Annotated in this window: 16 protein-coding genes; 15 read left to right on the top strand and 1 reads right to left on the bottom strand. The window is 66.3% G+C overall.

Going from position 1 to position 19,221, the window contains the following annotated elements:
- Window positions 1-23: 23 nt before the first annotated feature.
- Window positions 24-479, bottom strand: a complete 456-nt coding sequence (locus T31B1_RS05915) for a CopD family protein (protein ID WP_353248516.1) — start codon at window positions 477-479, stop codon at window positions 24-26.
- Between the two features lie 70 nt (window positions 480-549).
- On the opposite strand from T31B1_RS05915, the gene rpe reads away from it, so the two are divergent.
- The 15 genes from rpe to T31B1_RS05840 all read left to right on the top strand — a co-directional run bounded on the left by rpe (window position 550) and on the right by T31B1_RS05840 (window position 19,210).
- Complete coding sequence (gene rpe, locus T31B1_RS05910) at window positions 550-1,236, top strand: ribulose-phosphate 3-epimerase (protein WP_353248515.1); 687 nt, start codon at window positions 550-552, stop codon at window positions 1,234-1,236.
- Window positions 1,237-1,602: 366 nt separating this feature from the next.
- The gene (trpE, locus tag T31B1_RS05905; protein WP_353248514.1) at window positions 1,603-3,129 is read left to right on the top strand and encodes an anthranilate synthase component I; all 1,527 of its coding nucleotides are present in this window, start codon (window positions 1,603-1,605) and stop codon (window positions 3,127-3,129) included.
- A 2-nt stretch (window positions 3,130-3,131) separates the two neighbouring features.
- Window positions 3,132-3,737 carry an anthranilate synthase component II gene (locus T31B1_RS05900; RefSeq protein ID WP_353248513.1) on the top strand — a complete coding sequence of 202 codons (606 nt, stop codon included), beginning with the start codon at window positions 3,132-3,134 and terminating at the stop codon, window positions 3,735-3,737.
- On the top strand, window positions 3,734-4,780 hold the full coding sequence (gene trpD, locus T31B1_RS05895; protein WP_353248512.1) for an anthranilate phosphoribosyltransferase: 1,047 nt from the start codon (window positions 3,734-3,736) through the stop codon (window positions 4,778-4,780). The genes T31B1_RS05900 and trpD overlap by 4 nt, the downstream gene beginning before the upstream one ends.
- A 3-nt stretch (window positions 4,781-4,783) precedes the next feature.
- On the top strand, window positions 4,784-5,590 hold the full coding sequence (gene trpC / locus T31B1_RS05890; protein ID WP_353248511.1) for an indole-3-glycerol phosphate synthase TrpC: 807 nt from the start codon (window positions 4,784-4,786) through the stop codon (window positions 5,588-5,590).
- Between the two features lie 328 nt (window positions 5,591-5,918).
- On the top strand, window positions 5,919-8,156 hold the full coding sequence (locus T31B1_RS05885) for a thrombospondin type 3 repeat-containing protein (protein WP_353248510.1): 2,238 nt from the start codon (window positions 5,919-5,921) through the stop codon (window positions 8,154-8,156).
- A 145-nt stretch (window positions 8,157-8,301) separates the two neighbouring features.
- Window positions 8,302-8,712, top strand: a complete 411-nt coding sequence (locus tag T31B1_RS05880; protein ID WP_353248509.1) for an OsmC family protein — start codon at window positions 8,302-8,304, stop codon at window positions 8,710-8,712.
- A gap of 81 nt (window positions 8,713-8,793) precedes the next feature.
- A complete protein-coding gene (speD, locus tag T31B1_RS05875; protein WP_353248508.1) occupies window positions 8,794-9,561 on the top strand; it encodes an adenosylmethionine decarboxylase in 768 nt (255 codons plus the stop codon).
- A gap of 147 nt (window positions 9,562-9,708) precedes the next feature.
- Entirely contained in the window at window positions 9,709-10,749 is a 1,041-nt protein-coding gene (gene holA / locus T31B1_RS05870) for a DNA polymerase III subunit delta (protein ID WP_353248507.1), read from the top strand.
- Window positions 10,750-10,759: 10 nt separating this feature from the next.
- The gene (locus T31B1_RS05865; RefSeq protein WP_502950916.1) at window positions 10,760-12,061 is read left to right on the top strand and encodes a glutamate-5-semialdehyde dehydrogenase; all 1,302 of its coding nucleotides are present in this window, start codon (window positions 10,760-10,762) and stop codon (window positions 12,059-12,061) included.
- Window positions 12,062-12,086: 25 nt separating this feature from the next.
- Entirely contained in the window at window positions 12,087-12,761 is a 675-nt protein-coding gene (gene nadD, locus T31B1_RS05860) for a nicotinate-nucleotide adenylyltransferase (RefSeq protein WP_353248506.1), read from the top strand.
- Entirely contained in the window at window positions 12,758-13,150 is a 393-nt protein-coding gene (gene rsfS / locus T31B1_RS05855; RefSeq protein WP_353248505.1) for a ribosome silencing factor, read from the top strand. The genes nadD and rsfS overlap by 4 nt, the downstream gene beginning before the upstream one ends.
- A 61-nt stretch (window positions 13,151-13,211) precedes the next feature.
- Window positions 13,212-13,679 (top strand): 23S rRNA (pseudouridine(1915)-N(3))-methyltransferase RlmH, encoded by a 468-nt coding sequence (gene rlmH, locus T31B1_RS05850; protein WP_353248504.1) that lies wholly within the window; start codon window positions 13,212-13,214, stop codon window positions 13,677-13,679.
- Window positions 13,680-13,787: 108 nt separating this feature from the next.
- A complete protein-coding gene (locus T31B1_RS05845; protein WP_353248503.1) occupies window positions 13,788-15,287 on the top strand; it encodes an Rne/Rng family ribonuclease in 1,500 nt (499 codons plus the stop codon).
- A 92-nt stretch (window positions 15,288-15,379) separates the two neighbouring features.
- Window positions 15,380-19,210 (top strand): YhdP family phospholipid transporter, encoded by a 3,831-nt coding sequence (locus tag T31B1_RS05840; protein ID WP_353248502.1) that lies wholly within the window; start codon window positions 15,380-15,382, stop codon window positions 19,208-19,210.
- The last annotated feature ends 11 nt before the right edge of the window (window positions 19,211-19,221 follow it).

The following is a 19,221-nucleotide window of genomic DNA, read 5'->3' as shown; positions in this document are numbered from 1 at the left end:
GCCGCGCGCTCGTCTCCGCCCGCTCAGAACAGCCCGTACGGCCCCGATACGCCCACCACGATCACCACCAGCCCGATGGCCAGATTGACGCTGGCAAAAAACCGCAGCTTGTTCATGGCCCGGCCGGCATCGGCCAGCGCACCGGCGGCCAGGGCCGTACGCACACGCCGCCAGGGCGAGAAGAACATATGCCCGAACAGCAGAAACATGATCCAGCCCAGGCCCTGCATGATGTGCACATACAGCGGCACCGCCCCCATACCGCCCAGGGCGAAGATCATGGTGTTGCCGGTGACCAGCAGCGTGATGATCGCGATCCAGACCCAGAGAAAGAATCGGCCCATGGCCACCGACAGCAGCGGCAGCCGTTCGCCCAGGGGCACGCTCGACGCAGCCGGCCGCAGGATGCCCACCAGAAAGAACAATCCGCCGACCCAGATGACGGCCGCCAGGGTATGCAGTGCAACAAGAACCGCCATGAAACGCTTCGCTGACAAGGGTAATCGGCAAAGCGTAAACTAGCCGCGCCACCCGATCCACGGTTTTGTCATGCCACGTTCATCCTTGTCCCCGCTGATCGCGCCGTCTGTGCTCGCCTCCGATCTGTCTGCCCTGGGCGATGAGTGCGAGGCAGTCATCGAAGCCGGCGCCGACTGGATTCACTTCGACGTGATGGACAACCACTACGTGCCGAATCTGACCTTCGGTCCGCCGGTGTGCGCCTCGCTGGCCAAGCGGCTCAAGCGCAGTCATCCGAATGTGCCGATCGACGTGCACATGATGGTCAAACCCGTGGACGCACTCATCAGCGCCTTCGCCGACGCGGGGGCGGCCTCGATCACCTTTCATCCGGAGGCCAGCGAGCATATCGACCGCAGCCTGCAGCTGGCACGCGATGCCGGCTGCCAGACCGGGCTGGTGTTCAATCCGGCCACGCCGCTGGAATGGCTGAAGTACGTGCTCGACAAGATCGATATCGTGCTGATCATGTCGGTCAACCCGGGCTTCGGCGGCCAGAGCTTCATCAACGAATCCCTGGGCAAGATCGCCGAGGCGCGCGAGATCATCGATGCGTCGGGCCGCGATATCCGTCTGGAGGTCGACGGCGGCATCAAGACCGACAACATCCGGCGCGTGGCCGAGGCCGGTGCCGATACCTTCGTCGCCGGATCGGCGATTTTCGGTCAGCCGGATTATGCGAAGGTCATCGCCGACATGCGCAACGAACTGGCCTGAGTCGACAGCCGTCGCGCCCGCTGCACCGCCAACGTTCGCGGCGCGGCCGGGCGTCCGGGCGGGTGACGGACTCGCAGCCGGGCGTACACGCAAGGCGAGCCGCAGACACGACTTGGCAAGCCGATCGAGATACGTCAGCATTGACGGCCCTAGGCGCCTTGCCGGCGCCAAGACGGCAATGACGACAGACATGGCAACGAACCGATCGAAAAACACCGTCAACCGCGCCTTCGATGCGGCCTGGCGATGGCAAGAGAACGACTGGCGGGACTGATTCCCCTGTTCCGGTCGCCTGTCGTGTTGCCCAGCGCGGGCATCGACATGCGCGCCGGCATCTCTTGCTGAAATCTTCGATCGAGTATTTGCATGAACAACGCGTCTTTTTCCTCGGGCTCGACAGCCCACACGCCGCACGCCCAACGCTGCCCGCTGGTCGTGGAGGCGCTGGCCGATCTCGACACGCCGCTGTCGACTTATCTCAAGCTCGCCGACGGGCCGTATTCCTTTTTGCTGGAGTCGGTTCAGGGCGGCGAGCGCTGGGGTCGGTATTCGATCATCGGCCTGCCCTGTGACGAGCGTATCCGGGTGCGCGGCACCACGCTCATCCACGAACGGGGCGATACCATCGTCGAACAGGTCGAAACCACCGACCCGCTGGCCTGGATTCAGGCGTTCAACGACGCGCGACCGTTGCCGCGCCTGCCGGAGCTGCCGCGCCTGACCGGCGGGCTGGTCGGCTATTTCGGCTACGACACCATCCGCTACATCGAACCGCGACTGGCCGCGGGCGCCGCGGGCAAGGACGACCCGCTCGACCTGCCCGATATCCTGCTGCTGGTGGCCGAAACGCTGGTGATCTTCGACAACGTGTCCGCCAAGCTCTACTGCGTTGGGCACTATGCGCAGGGCGATGAGGCCGAGCGCGATGCGCTGGCCCGACGCCTGGATGGGCTGCTCGACGCCCTCGATCAGCCGCTGCCCGCCCGCGCCAGCCGTACCGGTGCCGATGCCCCGGCAATGGCCGAGCCGCTCGACGACAGCCGCTTCGTCTCCGGCATGTCGCAGGCCGGCTACGAAGACGCCGTGCGCCGGATCCGCGAGTACACCCAGGCCGGCGACGTGATGCAGGTGGTGCCCAGCCAGCGGCTGTCGGCGCCGTTCGCCGCCGAGCCGATGTCGCTGTACCGGGCGCTGCGCAGCCTCAACCCGTCGCCCTACATGTACTACTTCAATTTCGGCGATCACCATGTCGTGGGTGCCTCACCGGAGATTCTGGTGCGTGCGATGGACGGCGAGGTCACGGTCCGGCCGATCGCCGGCACCCGCAAGCGCGGCACCACGCCCGAAGCCGATGAAGCATTGGCCGAGGAACTGCTGGCCGATCCCAAGGAGGTTGCCGAGCATCTGATGCTCATCGATCTCGGCCGCAACGACGTTGGCCGGGTGTCGGCGCCGGGCAGCGTGAAGCTGACCGAGCGCATGGCCATCGAACGCTATTCCCACGTCATGCATATCGTGTCCAACGTCACCGGACGACTCAAACCCGGGCTTACCCCGATGGATGCCCTGCGCGCAGCGTTTCCGGCCGGCACCCTGTCCGGCGCACCCAAGATTCGCGCCATGGAAATCATCGACGAAATCGAGACCGTCAAGCGCGGCGTCTACGGCGGCGCGGTGGGCTATCTGGCCGGCAACGGCAGCATGGACCTGGCGATCGCGATTCGTACCGCGGTACTCAAGGCCGGCGAAATCCATGTCCAGGCGGGCGGCGGCATCGTGGCCGATTCGCAGCCGACGGCCGAATGGGAAGAGACCATGAACAAGGCCAAGGCGGTAATGAAGGCCGCGGCCATCGCCGAGCGCGGGCTGTCGACGCGCCGCCACGGAGGCTGACCATGATTCTCATGCTCGACAACTACGATTCGTTCACCTACAACCTCGTGCAGTATCTCGGCGAACTCGAGGCCGAGGTGCACGTGGTGCGCAACGACGAAATCAGCGTCGCGGAGATCGAAGCCCTCGCCCCGTCCGGCATCGTGGTTTCGCCCGGCCCCTGCAGCCCGGCCGAAGCCGGGGTCTCGGTCGAACTGATCGCCAAGCTCGCACACCGCCTGCCCATTCTGGGCGTGTGTCTCGGCCATCAGGCGCTGGGCCAGGCGTTCGGCGCCCGCGTGATCCGCGCGCGTGAAGTCATGCACGGCAAGACTTCGGCCATCCGGCACAACGGCCACGGCGTATTCAACCAGCTGGCCGACCCGCTGACCGCCACGCGCTATCACTCCCTGATCGTCGCGCGCGAGGATTTGCCGCCGGAGTTCGAGATCACCGCCTGGACCGAAACCGATAACGGCGAACTCGACGAGATCATGGGCCTGATCCATACCCCGACCGGCGCCGAAGGCGTGCAGTTCCATCCCGAATCGATTCTGTCGCAACACGGTCACGACATGCTGCGCACATTCCTCGCCCGTTGCGGCGAGCCGACCGGGGCCGCGGCATGAGCATCGATGCGGCATTGATGAACGATCTGGTCAACGGTCGCGACCTGTCGCCCGAACGCATGACCGATGCGATGCGCACGATCATGACCGGCGGCGCCACCGAAGCCCAGATCGGCGGCTTCCTCATCGCCCTGCGCATGAAGGGCGAATCGGTCGACGAGATCGCGGCCGCCGCCCGCGTCATGCGCGAGCTGGCCACCGACGTACCGGTCGCCGAAGGATTGGCGGATCGTCTGGTGGATACCTGCGGCACCGGCGGCGACGCCTCCGGGCTGTTTAATGTCTCCACCGCCTGTGCGTTCGTGGTCGCCGCGGCCGGTGGCCACGTGGCCAAGCACGGCAACCGGTCGGTCTCCAGCAAGTCCGGCAGCGCCGACCTGCTCGAAGCAGCGGGCATCACGCTGGAGACCAGCCCCGAACAGGTCGCCGAGTGCATTCGCGCACTCGGTGTGGGATTCATGTTCGCCCCGGCCCATCACGGCGCCATGCGCCACGCGGTAGGCGTGCGGCGGGAATTGGGCATCCGCACGCTGTTCAACATCATCGGCCCGCTGACCAATCCGGCCGGCGCCCGCAATCAGGTGATGGGCGTGTTCAACGGCCATCTCTGCGACCCGCTCGCGCGCGTGCTGCACAAGCTCGGCAGCCGCCATGTCATGGTGGTGCACGGCGAGGATGGCCTCGACGAACTGTCGATCAACGCGCCCTCGCGGGTGGCCGAACTCAAGGACGGCGAGATCCGTACCTACAAGATCGCCCCGGAGGATGTCGGCCTGGAACGCGGCTCGCTCGACGGGTTGCGCGTGGCCGACGCCGGCGAAAGCCTCGCGCTGGTCCGTAACGTGCTCGACGGACATGCCAGCCTGGCCGCGGACATGGTCGCACTCAACGCGGGCGCCGCTCTGTACGTGGGCGGTCAGGCAAGCGATCTGGCCGGCGGCGTGGCCCTGGCCCGCGAGGTGCTGGCCAGCGGCGCGGCCGGTGAACGCATGGCCGCAGTGGCCGAACTCACCCAGCAGATGACGGCCGGCAAGGATCATTGAACCATGCGCATTCAGACCACCGACACCGTTCTGGACCGGATTCTGGCCCGCAAGCGCGAAGAAGTTGCGGCCTTCGTCGACGCCACCGATCCGGCGGCCCTGGCCGATGACGTGGCGGCGGCGCCTGCGCCACGGGGTTTTGCCGCCGCCCTGTCCGCTCGTGCACCCACCGCCGTGATCGCCGAGATCAAGAAGGCCTCACCCAGCAAGGGGCTGATCCGCGAAGATTTCGATATCGCCTGGTTGGCCGAGCGCTATGCAGCCGGGGGCGCGGCCTGTCTGTCGGTGCTCACCGATCGCGACTTCTTTTCCGGCGATAACGATTTCCTGGCGATCGCCCGAAACGCCTGTGATCTGCCAGTCCTGCGCAAGGACTTCATGATCGATCCGATCCAGATCGATCAGTCGCGAGCCCTCGGTGCCGATTGTATTCTGCTGATCGCCGCCGCCCTGTCGACGGATCTGATGGCCGAACTGGCCGATCGCGCCTTCGGCCTGGGCATGGACGTGCTTGCCGAAGTGCACGACGCCGCCGAACTCGAACGCGTGCTCACCCTGCCCGAAGCCACCATTCTCGGTATCAACAACCGCGATCTGAAGACCTTCGACACCACGCTGGAAACCAGCCTGGCACTACGCGCCCGTGTGACCGGCGACCGGTTGCTGGTCAGTGAAAGCGGTATTCATACCCCGGCCGATCTGGCGCGACTCTCTGACGCGGATTTCGGTGCGTTCCTGATCGGCGAGTCGTTCATGCGTGCCGCCGATCCGGGCCATGCACTGGCTGCGCTGATCGCCCCGAAGGACTGACGCCCAGCCGCCTTTCAAGGTGACGCATTGCGTCACCCGCCCTTCGATAAACCACACGACAGTCGCCATCCGCCAGTCCGCGGCTGCCGACGGTATCCCGAATTCCTCTTTACCGCTCAGTCGCTTGGCGAAGGATTTCTTTTCCAATTCATTAAAATACTGTTTCCTTTGAGTTTTGTCCTGCAACTTTTGCACGTGCAAAGCTCCAACAGACGATCGAATCGTTTGCAACGGGCAAGTGACAGTAAACGTCACTTGGTGCTCTGATCGGCGCATGGCCGGGCGGGTCCACGGCGTCGGCCATCACTACACCTAGGGAGACACGATCATGAGGGGACAGAGTATTTGGGCGGTCTGCCTGCTCAGCCTTGTGCTGATGCTGGGCGGCTGCAGCGGTGACAAGGACGTCACGCTTCCGGGCGGCGACAACGGCAACGGCGGCAACGACGATACGCCCGGCATGCAGGACGATCAGGACAACGACGACGTGCCGGACGACGAGGACAACTGTCCGACCACTGCCAATACGGACCAGGCGGATGCGGACGGCGACGGCATCGGCGATGTCTGCGACAACGACCAGGACGATGACGATATCGCCGACGACGTCGACAACTGCCCGATGGTCGCCAACCCCGATCAGGCCGACAGTGACGGCGACGGAATCGGCGATGCCTGTGACGACGACATGGGCAACGGCGACGACGACGCCGACAACGACGGCGTGCCCGACGACGACGACAACTGCCCGACCACGCCGAACCCGGACCAGATGGATACCGACGGCGACGGTGTGGGCGATGTGTGTGATCCCGACGACGACGTACCGGCGACCGCGTGCAGCTTCGGCGACGATTCGCCCTACATGCCGCTGGCCAATGCCGATGGCGGCAGCGACGTCAACATCGAGAGTGGTTCGTCGGGCGTGTGTGTGCTCTGTGGCGTGCAGAACGACGACAACGTCATCGACGACAACCTCGACAACGCCGCACGCATGAACACGACCGTGGGCGCACTCGGCGGTGCCAGCTTCATCACCGTCACCAGCGGCTCACAGAGCTTCAGCGGCAACCGCCGCGTGGGCTTCGTGGTCTCGCAGCCGGACGCGCTGCTCAGCCTCGACGTCGTGCGCAACCTCGACGTCACGCTGTTCAACGACGGCGAAGAAGTCGCCAACTCCGGTGACACGGGCGTGCTCAGCCTCGACCTGCTCGGGCTGCTGGGCGACAACAGCCGCCAGCTGCTGCTGGTCACCGCACCCGACGAGTTCGACTCGATCCGTCTGCGGCTCAACGGCGCGGTCAATGCCCTGTCGAATCTCGACGTGTACTCCGCCTGTGTACAGAACGGTACGGTTCCGGACATGGGTGATGGCGGCGACGACGGCATGAACGGTGCGGCCGATGCGGTCACCGACGGCCTGACCCAGCTGACCGACCTGCTGACCGGTCTGGGTAACGACAACCCGGTTTCGGATGCGGTCAACACCACCGTGGAACAGCTGATCGACGCGCTCGAGCAGCTCGACCCGAGTGGCGGCAACACCGACCTGTCGGCCAACGTCAACATGCTGCTGACCAATCTGCAGATGGCGTTGACCGGGTTCGTGCCGGATGACGGCGGTGAAACGCCCTCGCCCGACCAGCTCGTTACCGCGCTCCAGGACGCTCTGGCGGGCCTGACGCCCGGTGAGCTGGACGACAACCCGCTGAGCATGGCGCTGACCCAGCTCCAGGGCACGCTGACCGGACTGCTCGACGGCAGCACCGATCCGCAGACAGCGGTGACCAACGCGCTGACCCAGCTGCAGGATTCGCTGTCGGGCCTGTCCGAGGGCGATGGCAGCGATGCGCTGCAGTCGGCGGTCAGCCAGCTGACCGGCGCGCTGGCCCAGCTCGACCCGAGCGAGGACGACATGCTGTCCGCGCCGCTGAGCATGGCGCTCGACCAGCTCCAGGGCACGCTCAAGGGCCTGGATCTGGGCAGCGGTGACGGCGATCCGGCGGCTGCGCTGCAGAACGTCGTCCAGCAGCTGACCAATGCGCTGAGCGATTTCGACCCGGGTGATGCCGGCGACAACCCGCTCACCGACGGTCTGGCCCAGCTGCAGACGACGCTGGAAAGCACGTTGAGCGGCCTCCTGGGCGGCGGTGAAGCCGATCCGACGGCGGCCTTGACCAGTGCCGTCATGCAGGTCACCGATGCGCTGAACGTGGGCAGCGGTGACAGTGTCGACCCGGACGTGCTCAAGAGTGCGGTGATGAGCCTCAACAGCACGCTGACGGATCTGGCGAGCAACGGCACGGCCGAGCTGCCGGCACCGTTGGGCGACACGGTCGATCAGCTGACCGCAGCGCTGGAAGGCGTCAACCTCGACGGCGACAGCGGCACGGCTCAGATCAACGACGCGATCGACCAGCTGACCGGCGCCCTGAGCGGGCTGAGTCTGGACGGCGACAGCGACATGCCGCTGGAAAGCGCTCTGGCCACACTGCAGGGTCGGCTCGACGGCCTGCTGGGCGGCCTGCTGGGCGGCGGTGGTCTGCTGGGCGGGCTGAGCGGCTAGCCCCGGAACGGCCGGCATCTCCGGATGCCGGCCGACTCCAGCCACCAAACGAACGAGGCGCGGGCAACCGCGCCTCTTTTTTTATCGCTCGCCTGCCCCATCTATCGACACAACCATTCGAGCGAGCAAGTACAAGGAAGCACGCATGAAAGCGACCATCGACTGGCAGGGCCAGCTGCAGTTCTCCGGCACCGCCGACAGCGGCCACCAGATCACGATCGACGGCCCGCCCGACATCGGCGGCGAGAACGCCGGCTTCCGCCCCATGGAGATGATCCTGCTCGGCGTGGGTGGCTGTAGCGCCATGGACGTCATGCATATCCTGAAAAAATCGCGCCAGGACGTGACCCACTGCCGGATCGAGGTCGACGGCACGCGTGCGACCACCGATCCCAAGGTGTTTACCGACATCCACTTGCGATTCGTGGTATCCGGACGCGAACTCAACGACAAACACGTCGCGCGGGCGGTACAGCTGTCGGCCGAGAAGTATTGCTCGGCCTCGATCATGCTGGCCGCGAGCGTGAACATAACCCACGACTACATCATCGAGTGAACGCGCCGCGCGCGCGTGCTTGACGTGAACGTCGTGGCGCGGATACTGCGCGCTTTGACCGGCCGCTGAGCGGACAAGACCATGGATAAACTGCGCCTGCACGGCTTCAACAACCTGACCAAGTCGTTGTCGTTCAATATCTACGACATCTGCTATGCCCGAACCCAGGCGCAGAAGAAAGCCTATGTGGCCTATCTCGACGAGGTCTTCAACGCCGATCGTCTGACCCAGATCCTCACCGAGGTCTCCGACATAATCGGTGCACACATTCTCAACGTCGCCCGCCAGGACTACGAGCCCGAGGGCGCGAGCGTGACCATTCTGATCGCCGAGGAAGCCGCCTACGACGGGCCGACGCCGGATGCCGTGGTCGGCCATCTGGACAAGAGCCATATCACCGTCCACACCTATCCGGAGTTTCACCCGGATAACGGCATCTCGACCTTTCGGGCCGATATCGATGTCTCGACCTGCGGGCTGATTTCGCCACTCAAGGCACTGGACCATCTGATCCGCAGCTTCGAATCGGACGTGGTCTCGATGGATTACCGCGTGCGGGGGTTCACCCGTGACGTCGACGGGGTCAAGCACTTCATCGATCACGAGATCAACTCGATTCAGGACTACATTCCCGAAGACATCTGCAACCGCTATCAGATGGTCGACGTGAACGTGCTCTCCGAGCGCATCTTCCATACCAAGATGCGCTTGACCGAGCTTTCGCTGGATGACTATCTGTTTGCCGAGCGTGCGGCCGATCTATCCGATGACGAGGCCGCCGAGCTGACCGAGCGTATCGAAGGCGAGGTCATGGAGATCTTCTACGGCCGGAACTTCCCTGCCGAATAGCCAGCCCCGACCGACCGCACGCGAATTTGCAGGCGGGCGCCTGCCCGACGATGATGGCCGGTCGCTACTACGAGCGCGCCTGCATGGCGCGCCCGACCGGAATCCGCCCCGCGCTGCAAGCGCCACGATCGATTCGAGGTTTTCGCGATGGATGTCCGTGCCGACCAGTTCCCGCGCCAGCTCGAAACACAGCCGCTGGCCCGGTGCTATCTGCTGGCCGGAGACGAGCCGCTGCAGGTGCTCGAAGCGGCCGATGCACTGCGTGCAGCCGCACGCAGCCAGGGCTACGACGAGCGTGAAGTGCTGCATGCCGAAGCCGGCTTCGACTGGGGCCAACTGGCCAGTGCCGGGGCCAGCCTGTCGTTGTTTTCGGACAAGCGCATCCTCGAGCTGCATCTCACCGACAAGGGCCCCGGCAAGCCCGGCAGCGCCGCACTCATCGAGTACGCGAAGAACGCCCCCGACAGCACCCTGCTGATCGTCATCGCCACCCCGCTGGCCGCCAGTGCCCGCAAAAGCGCCTGGTACAAGGCCATCGCCAAGGCCGGCGTGGTCATGTACGCCTGGCCGCTGCCGGCCGCGCGCATGGCGCAGTGGATCGAAAAACGAGCGGCCGGGCATGGCCTGCGCATGGACGCCGATGCCGTGGCCCTGCTGGCCGAACATACCGAAGGCAATCTGCTGGCCGCCGCCCAGGAGATCGACCGGCTCGCACTGCTGCATGCCGATACGCCCATCGGCAGCGCCGAGATCGCGGCGGCCGCCAGCGACCATGCCCGGTTCGATATCTTCGACCTGCCGGCCAAGGCGCTGGCCGGCGACCGGGCCGGCGCGCTGCACAGCTTGTCTCGCCTGCGCGCCGAGGGCGTGGACGCGGTTCCCATCACCTGGGCGCTGGTACGCGAGGTCCGCCTGGTCTATCAGGCCGCACTCGCCGCGCGCGCCAACCGGCTCGATGCGATGCTCGGCAAGGTCTTCATGCCGCCGGCACGCAAACGCCAGATCGCTCAGGCAGCCGCCCAGGCCGACCCGGCCCGTCTGGCCGTTCTCCTGCGCGATGCCTCGCGTCTGGATCAGGCCAACAAGGGCGCCCGGCCCGGCCGGCCCTGGGACGAACTGGTAAGATTGACGCTCGGACTGGCCGGCGTCGATCTGCCGGTCTCCTCGATCACCACCCATCGCCCGTAATCAACGACCCATGAGCGCCAATCTAAGCGACCAGACCAGCCAGGACACCCGTATCGATCGCCAGCTGCAGACACGCATGCAGGCGATGGGCAAGCGCGCCCGCGCCGCCGCCCGGCTGATGGCCGCCGCCGAGCCGGGCGACAAGAACGCCGCGCTGTTCGCCATCGCCGAGGCCTTGACCGCCAGCGTCGAGTCGATCCTGTCGGCCAACGCCCGTGATCTGCGCGAAGGCCGTGATCGGCTCGATCGGGCCCTGCTGGAGCGCCTGGAACTTAACGAGCAGCGGATCGAGCAGATGGCCGAGGGCCTGCGCCAGGTCGCGGCCCTGGCCGACCCGATCGGCGGCATCACCGATCTGAACTACCGCCCATCGGGTATTCAGGTCGGGCGCATGCGCGTACCGCTGGGCGTGATCGGCATCATCTACGAGTCACGCCCGAACGTGACCGCGGACGCAGCCGCACTCTGCCTGAAGTCGGGCAATGCGGCCCTGCTGCGCGGCGGCTCGGAGGCCGCACATTCCAACCAGGCCATCGCGGCCTGTATCAGTCGCGGCCTGACCGATGCCGGCCTGCCGGCCGATGCCGTGCAAGTCGTCGAAACCACCGATCGGGCCGCGGTCGGGGCGATGCTGCGCATGCCTGAATACGTGGACGTCATCGTGCCGCGGGGCGGCAAGGGCTTGATCGAGTTCGTGTCCGAGCAGGCGCAGATGCCCGTGATAAAGCATCTGGACGGCGTCTGTCATGTGTATGTCCACGACGATGCCGATATCGAAAAGGCCGTAGCGATCGCGGTCAACGCCAAGACCCAGCGCTATGGCACCTGCAACACCATGGAAACGCTGCTGGTCGCCCGCTCGATCGCCGAAAAGGTGCTCGGGCCGCTGTCGCAGGATTTCGCCCAGGCCGGCGTGGAGTTACGCGGCTGCGAAGCCACCCGCAAACTGCTGGGGCCGAAGGTCAAGCCGGCCAGCGACGCGGATTGGGCCGAGGAATATCTGGGCCCGATCCTGGCGGTGCGTATCGTCGACGACATGAATCAGGCCATTGAACACATCGAGACCTGGGGCTCGCACCATACCGATGCGATCGTGACCGAAAGCGTGACCGCAGCGCGCGCGTTCATGCGCGCGGTGGATTCGTCGTCGGTGATGGTCAATGCCTCGACCCGCTTTGCCGACGGCTTCGAATACGGCCTGGGCGCCGAGATCGGTATCTCGACCGACAAGCTGCACGCGCGTGGGCCAGTCGGCCTGGAAGGGCTGACCTCACTCAAGTACGTTGTCTTCGGCGACGGCCACGTACGCTAGCCGCAAGACGACCAACGAGGGATTTATGAACAAGGCACCGGTCGGTGTTCTGGGCGGCACGTTCGACCCGGTCCACAACGGTCATTTGCGGCTTGCCATGGAAATGGCGATCGCGCTGGGCATGGATCATGTCCGGCTCGTGCCCTGCGCCCGGCCGCCGCATCGTAATGCGCCGACCGCTTCGCCGGGCCAGCGCGCGAAGTGGATTCGGGTCGCGGTGAGCATCGAACCGCGGTTGCGGCTGGACGACCGCGAACTGCTGCGTTCCGGGCCGTCCTATACCGTCGATACGCTGGCCTCGATGCGCACCGAGATGCCGGACACGCCGCTTTGCCTGATCATGGGGCGCGACGTGTTCGCACATCTGCCCAAGTGGCATCAGTGGGAACGGCTGTTCGACAGCGCGCATATCGTGCTCATCGACCGTCCGGACATCCAGACCGAGCTGCATCCAGAAGCCGAGAAAACGCTGGCCTCGCGCGCAGTTGACGATGTCCGTCATCTGCACGACGAGCTGTCCGGGCATATCTACAGCTATGCCCCGCCGCCCCTGGCGATCTCGGCCAGCCGGATCCGCGACCTGCTGGGCGCCGGAGAATCGCCGCGCTACCTCTTGCCCACGGCGGTTCTCGACGACATCATGGACGCAGGCGTCTACATGCCCTCCAAGCCCCAACCGGCCACGGCCGCGAATCAATGACTGTTCAAGACACTGCCGAGACCGTTCCTGCCCACGAATATGGCGACCATCCGCTGCTTGCGCTGGCCATCGACGCGGTCGAGGAGCTCAAGGGTGAATCGGTCAAGGTGCTCGATGTCTCTGCCCTGACCACGATCGCCGATCACATGGTGATCTGCAGCGGCCGCTCGGCCCGTCATGTCAAGCGTCTGGGCGAGACCGTGATCGAACACGCGAAAAAGGCCGGTATCAAGCCGCGCGTCGAAGGCCTGGTCCAGTCGGAGTGGGTGCTGATCGACCTCAACGGGGTCATGGTGCACATCATGCAGCCGGTCACCCGTGCCTATTTCCAGCTGGAAAAACTCTGGGACATGGACGTCGCCACCGGCGACAGCGCCACCTCCCACTAGCCGGATGTACGCCGACCGGGCTGGCTGCGGCCTGCCGGATGCCGGCGAGCCACGGCCCTAGATGCGTATCCGTCTGCTGGCCGTCGGTCGACGCATGCCCGGCTGGGTGACCACGGGCTTCGACGATTATGCCCGACGCATGCCGCGCGAATGCCGGCTCGAACTGGTCGAGATCGCCCCGGGCGGGCGCCGCTCCGGAGACACCGCGCGTGCGATCGCCGATGAAGACAAGCGCATGGTCTCGGCCATTCCCGGTGACAGCCAGGTGATCGCATTGAGTGTGGACGGCAAGCCGTGGTCGACCGAGCAGTTGGCTGGCGACATGCGCACCTGGCTGGCCGACGGCCGCGACCGTGTGCTGTTGGTCGGCGGGCCCGATGGCCTGGGGCCGGACAGCCTGGCACGTGCCGAACGACGCTGGTCGCTGTCGGCGCTGACCCTGCCACATCCGCTGGTGCGCGTGGTGCTCGCCGAACAACTCTATCGTGCCCACACCATTCTCACCGGCCACCCCTATCATCGCGGCTGAGGGGCCGGCCGGGCGAAGGCGGCGCTTGCAGGCATGCGCGCGGCTACGGACAATCGGAATCATGATCTCCTATCCGTCCACGCGCTCCACGCCCGGGAGCACTCACCCATGAGTGCCACGCACGAGGCCGTGGCAGCACCGCAAGATCAGCGCGTGGAGATCCTGGTCAATGTATCGGTCGGTGAGACCCGCGCCGCGCAGCTGGAAAACGGCGTGCTGCAGGAAATCCACATGCAGCGCGATGCCACCGGCAGCACGGTCGGCAATATCTATCTGGGCGAGGTTCAGCGTGTACTGGCGGGCATGCAGGCAGCATTTATCGAGATCGGTCTGGAACGCGCCGCGTTTCTGCAGATATCGGACATGGTCAAGCGCCCGGCCGAGACCGAGGAAGTCACCCCCCGCATACAGAACCGCCTGTCCCAGGGCGATCGAGTACTCGTGCAGGTGGCCAAGGACGCCATGGGTACCAAGGGCGCGCGGCTGACCACCGACCTGGCCATCCCTTCCCGTTTTCTGGTCTATATGCCCTACACGCCGCGGATCGGGGTGTCGGCGCGTATCGAAAACGAGGACGAACGTCATCGGCTGTCCGAATGCGTCTCGGGGTTGCGCGCCGAACTCGGTCTGACCGGCGGCTTCATCGTGCGCACGGTCGGCGACGGCGCGCCGCATCATGCGCTGGCCGCCGACATGCGGTTTCTTGCCACGGTCTGGCACGACATCCAGGCCCAGAGCCGGACGGTGGCGCCGCGCACGCTGCTCTATGGTGATCTGCCGTTGCCGATTCGCATGCTGCGCGACCTGCTGACCCCCGACGTGGCCTCGATCGCCATCGACGACGCCGATGCCTGGCGCGAGATGCAGCACTTCACGCGGCGTTTCGCGCCGGAATTCACCGATCGCGCCGTGCACTACACCAAGGACGTGCCGCTGTTCTCCCAGTACGGGGTCGAGGACGCCATCGAGCGTGCCCTGCAGCCCAAGGTGCCGTTGCGCTCGGGCGGATTCCTCATCATCGAACAGACCGAGGCCATGGTCACGGTCGACGTGAATACCGGCGGCTATGTCGGCACGCGCAGCCTCGAACAGACCGTACTGCGCACCAATATCGAAGCCGCGCATACGGTGGCCCGCCAGCTGCGGCTGCGCAACCTCGGCGGCATCATCGTCATCGACTTCATCGACATGGTCGATGCCGATCACAAGCAGCAGGTGCTCGCCGCCCTCACCGCCGCGCTCGATGCCGACCCGGCCAAGACCACCGTCGGCGCGATCTCGCCGCTGGGCCTGGTCGAGGTCACTCGAAAACGCACCCGGGATTCGCTACAGCACCTGATGTGTGCCGATTGCGAGGCCTGTGCCGGGCGCGGCTTCATCAAGACCGGCGAAACCGTCTGCTTTGCCATGTTCCGCGAAATGACCCGGCTGGCGCGCAGCAACGGCACCACCGAGCTGCTGATACTGGCGGCTCCCGACATCATCGGCCTGCTGCTCGACGAGCTGGCCGAGGCCTTTCACGCGGTCTGCCGCGACACGGGCCTGGGCGTGCGTCTACAGGCCGAATCCCTCTATACGCCCGAGCAGTTCGATCTGGTGGTGCTGTAAGCTGTGAGCTCATCGCGCGGGACAAGCGCGGCGCGCGCGATGGGGCGCCCGGCCGGTTCCGCTATGCCGCCGCCACGCCGTAAGCCCCTGTCATGCCGCGCCTTCTGATCAAACGCATACTGGTGATCACGCTCGCCGGCGTGGTCATTCTGGCCGGCCTGCTGGTCGGTGGCGTACGCCTGATCGATCATTTCGTGCCCGCTTATCGCAACGCGCTGGCCGAGCGCATCGGCAACCGTATCGATGCCGATATCGAAATCGGCGCGATCGAATTGCGCTGGCGCTGGCGTGGCCCGGTACTACAGCTGCGCGACGTCAGCGTGACCCGTCACGGCCAGCAACAGCCGGCCGTGGTGGCCGAACACCTGGGCCTGGAGTTCGGCTATCGCGCGCTGATCGCCGGCCGCCGCCTGCCCGAAGGCCTGGCCATCGACAGCCCGAAGCTTGCCGTACGGCTGGACGACAACGGCCGGCCGCGGCTGGTTCACTGGTCGCGCCCTGGCGACCCACCACTGGACTGGGACGCCGTCGCCCAATTGCGCGATGTGCTTTCCCGGGCAAGAATCGACGATGCCGATATCGATGTCCGCTCGCCGCGGCTGCCCGGGGGCCGGGCCCACCTGAACCCGGCCTCGCTGAGCTGGCGGGATCGGGACGGCCGGCTTCGCTGGCAGGCCGCCGCCACCGGCCCGGACTGGTTCGGCGACGCACGGACGAGCGGCGAATTCACTGGCCGTCTGCCCGATCCACAGCGCGGCAGGCTGCATCTGACCGTCGATGGGCTGGGCCTGGCCGCGCTGGCCCGAGCCGACGAGCGGCTGGACGAACGCCTGACCTCACGCCTGCGCGGCGGTCGGCTGACCGCCCGCATCGATCTACGGCTGGCCGACGGCGATATTCGCCGCGGCGATGCGCGCCTCGCACTCACCGCGGTAGACGACACCAAAGACGACCGCCCGCTTTTGCCCGCACTCAAGGCCAATATCGAGGCCGTTGGACCGTCGGCCGATCAGCCGACCTCCGAACGTGTCGAGGGGCTGCGGTTTGTCGTGCGCGATCTGCAGGGCGAGCTACCCGGCTTGGCACAAACACGTATTTCCGGGCGTATCGACCCTGACCGGAGCGCGCTGCGAATGGATGTCCGTCATCCGCCGGTCGAGGCCGTGTTCGCGCGGGCCCGACGTCTGTTCCCGCGTCTGGCCGATACGCACTTGAGTGCGGAAGTGGACAACCTGCATCTGGTCGCAGCCCGTGCCCGGCCGCTGCAGCTCGGCTTCGATTTCGCCGGCCTGACGATCGATGACGCGCGCGTGTCGGCCGGGCCGGTCGACGGCACCTACTACCAGCGCGACGGTCATCACGAACTGGCCTTACACAATGGGCACGGCCCATTGGCGGTGGCCCGATACCTGCGCGGCGAACTGGCCGTGGACGATTTCGACGGGGCATTGTCTTGGCACCGCGACGACGAGGATCGCTGGCGTATCGATGCACGCCGTCTGGCGCTGACCACCGGCGAAGCCAGTGTGGAGGCAGCCGGGTCGGTGATCCTGCCGGCAACGGGCGCGCCGATCGTGGATATCACTGGCCATGCCAGCGCGCCAGATGTCGTACGCCTGCTCAAACGGATTCCCCAGGCCGATGATCTGCCCAACGACCGTCTGCGCGACTGGCTGGGCAAGGCCATCACCGCCGGGCGTCTGACATCGGCCGATCTGGCCGTCAGCGGATCGCTGGAGCGCTTCCCATTCGCCCAGCCCGCCGAGGGCGAGCGCTTCCATCTGGCCCTGGCCGGCGACGGGGTCGACGTGGACTACAAGCCCGGCTGGCCCGCGCTCGAGGACGCCCGCGGCACGCTCACGCTCGACGGCGACGATCTGCGCGTCGACGTGGCCGAAGCGCGCATGCTGGATACGGCCATTGGCCCGGCGACCGGTCGCATCGCCAACGTTCGCGAACCCGTGCTCATGCTCGACGGCGGCGCTCGCCGCGCCCCGGCCGACCGGATGCTGTCGTTCCTGGTCGCCTCTCCGCTGCGTGACAAGTTCGCCCGCCTTGTCGAAGCGGTGAAGATCACCGGCCCGGCGGACCTGGCCCTCGACCTGCGTATTCCACTCAAACCGGGCCTCGGAGAGGTCGACGTCAAGGGGCAGATCACAGCCCACGGCAATACGCTGCGCCAGGCCGTGCTGCCCGGCCCGATCGAAGACATCACGGGCCGGTTGTCGTTCGACGGCCGCGGTCTCAACGCGAGCGGGCTCAAGGGCCGCCTGCTCGGCGTCGAGCTGAACACCCACATCCAGGCACTGGCCAACGGCCGTCAGCGCATCGTCTCGGAAGGCACGATATCGCTGCCCGACGACGCCGAGGCCCTGGCCCATTATCTGCCGCGGCCCTGGCTGCGCTACGGCCGCGGCCGCACCCGGGCCCGCGTGGCGTTCGATATTGCCCGCAGCGGTGAGCTCTCGCCGGTGGTCATGACCAGCGACCTGACCGGTCTGGCGTTGTCGCTGCCCGACCCGTTGACCAAGCCCGCGGCCACCCCCGCGCCGTTGAAGATCACGGTTGCTCCGGACGCCCGCCGTATCGATGTCGACTACGACCAACGCCTGGACGTCGATCTGCGGCTGGCCGACGGTCAGCCGCAGCGTATCCAGGCGCGGGTCGGCGATCGGGCGGTGACGCCGCCAGACGTGGATGGCATCTGGATCGGCGGGCATGCGCGCTCGCTGGACGGCATCGGCTGGTTCAACGTCGTTCGTACCCAGCTCGACGAGGCCGACGCCGCGGCCGGCGCGACCGGCAGCACCTCGTCGCTGGCCTTCATTGGCGGCGATCTGACCACCGATCGGCTGACGCTGGACAATCGTTATTTCGAGTCCGTCCAGGTCCGGGCCCAGCCCACCAGCGCCGCACCCGGCTGGCGGGTCGACTTCGAAGGGCCGAACACTCAGGGCCAGATCATCTGGGCGCAACCGGCCCACGGGCGGGTCGGTATCAGCGGCAGCCTGGCCCGACTGGCGCTCAAGACCCGCGCGCCGGACGCGGCACCGCCGGTGGTCGATGATTCGACCGTGATCTGGCAGGGGGTCTCGCCCGACGAACTGCCGCGCCTGGATATCCGGGTCGCCCAGGTGGTAGTCGATGACACCGATTTCGGCCATGCCGACATACAGGCCAGTGCCCTGCCCGGCGGCTGGCAGCTGGATGGCTTCGAACTGAGCGACGGTGCACTGACCGGCCGGACCACCGGTCGCTGGCTGGTCGACAACGGCCTGACCCGGGCCAACGCCGAGACTCGGCTTCAGGGCCACGGGCTGGCTCGGCTGATGCGAACGCTCGGCTATGTGCCGACCCTGCGGGCGCGTACGGCCGACGTGCATGCCCGGCTGGCCATCGCCCCGAATCGGGCCGGCCTGGATCTGCGCGCACTCGACGGCGAGGTCTCGCTGGCCTTGGATGATGGCACGCTGCTGTCAGTCGAACCGGGTGCGGCGCGCGTGCTCGGCCTGATGAACCTGTATGTGTTGCCGCGCCGGCTGCGGCTGGATTTTCGCGATGTCGTCGACGAAGGCATGGCCTTCGACAGCATCCGGGCCCGCTTCGATCTTGCCCACGGCAACGCATACAGCGACGGTGTGACCATCGAGACCCCGTCGTCCAAGATTCGCATGAGTGGCCGTATCGGTCTGGCCGCCCGCGACTACGACGAGCGCGTGACGATCATGCCCAAACTGGGCAGCGGCGTGGCGATCGCCTCCGGTGTGATCGGCGGGCCGCTGGTCGGTGCCGCCGTTTTTGCCTTCCAGGAACTGTTCAAGAAACCCATACAGAAATTTTCCAGCATCGCGTATACCCTGAAGGGCAGCTGGGACGACCCGACGATCAGCGAGCCGAGCGCCGAACCCAGCCCCGAGCCATGAACCATGTGCTG

The organism is Salinisphaera sp. T31B1, assembly GCF_040361275.1.
Lineage (GTDB): Bacteria > Pseudomonadota > Gammaproteobacteria > Nevskiales > Salinisphaeraceae > Salinisphaera.
The sequence above is the reverse complement of the archived record's forward strand: the minus strand, read 5'-3'. Positions and strand labels throughout refer to the sequence as shown.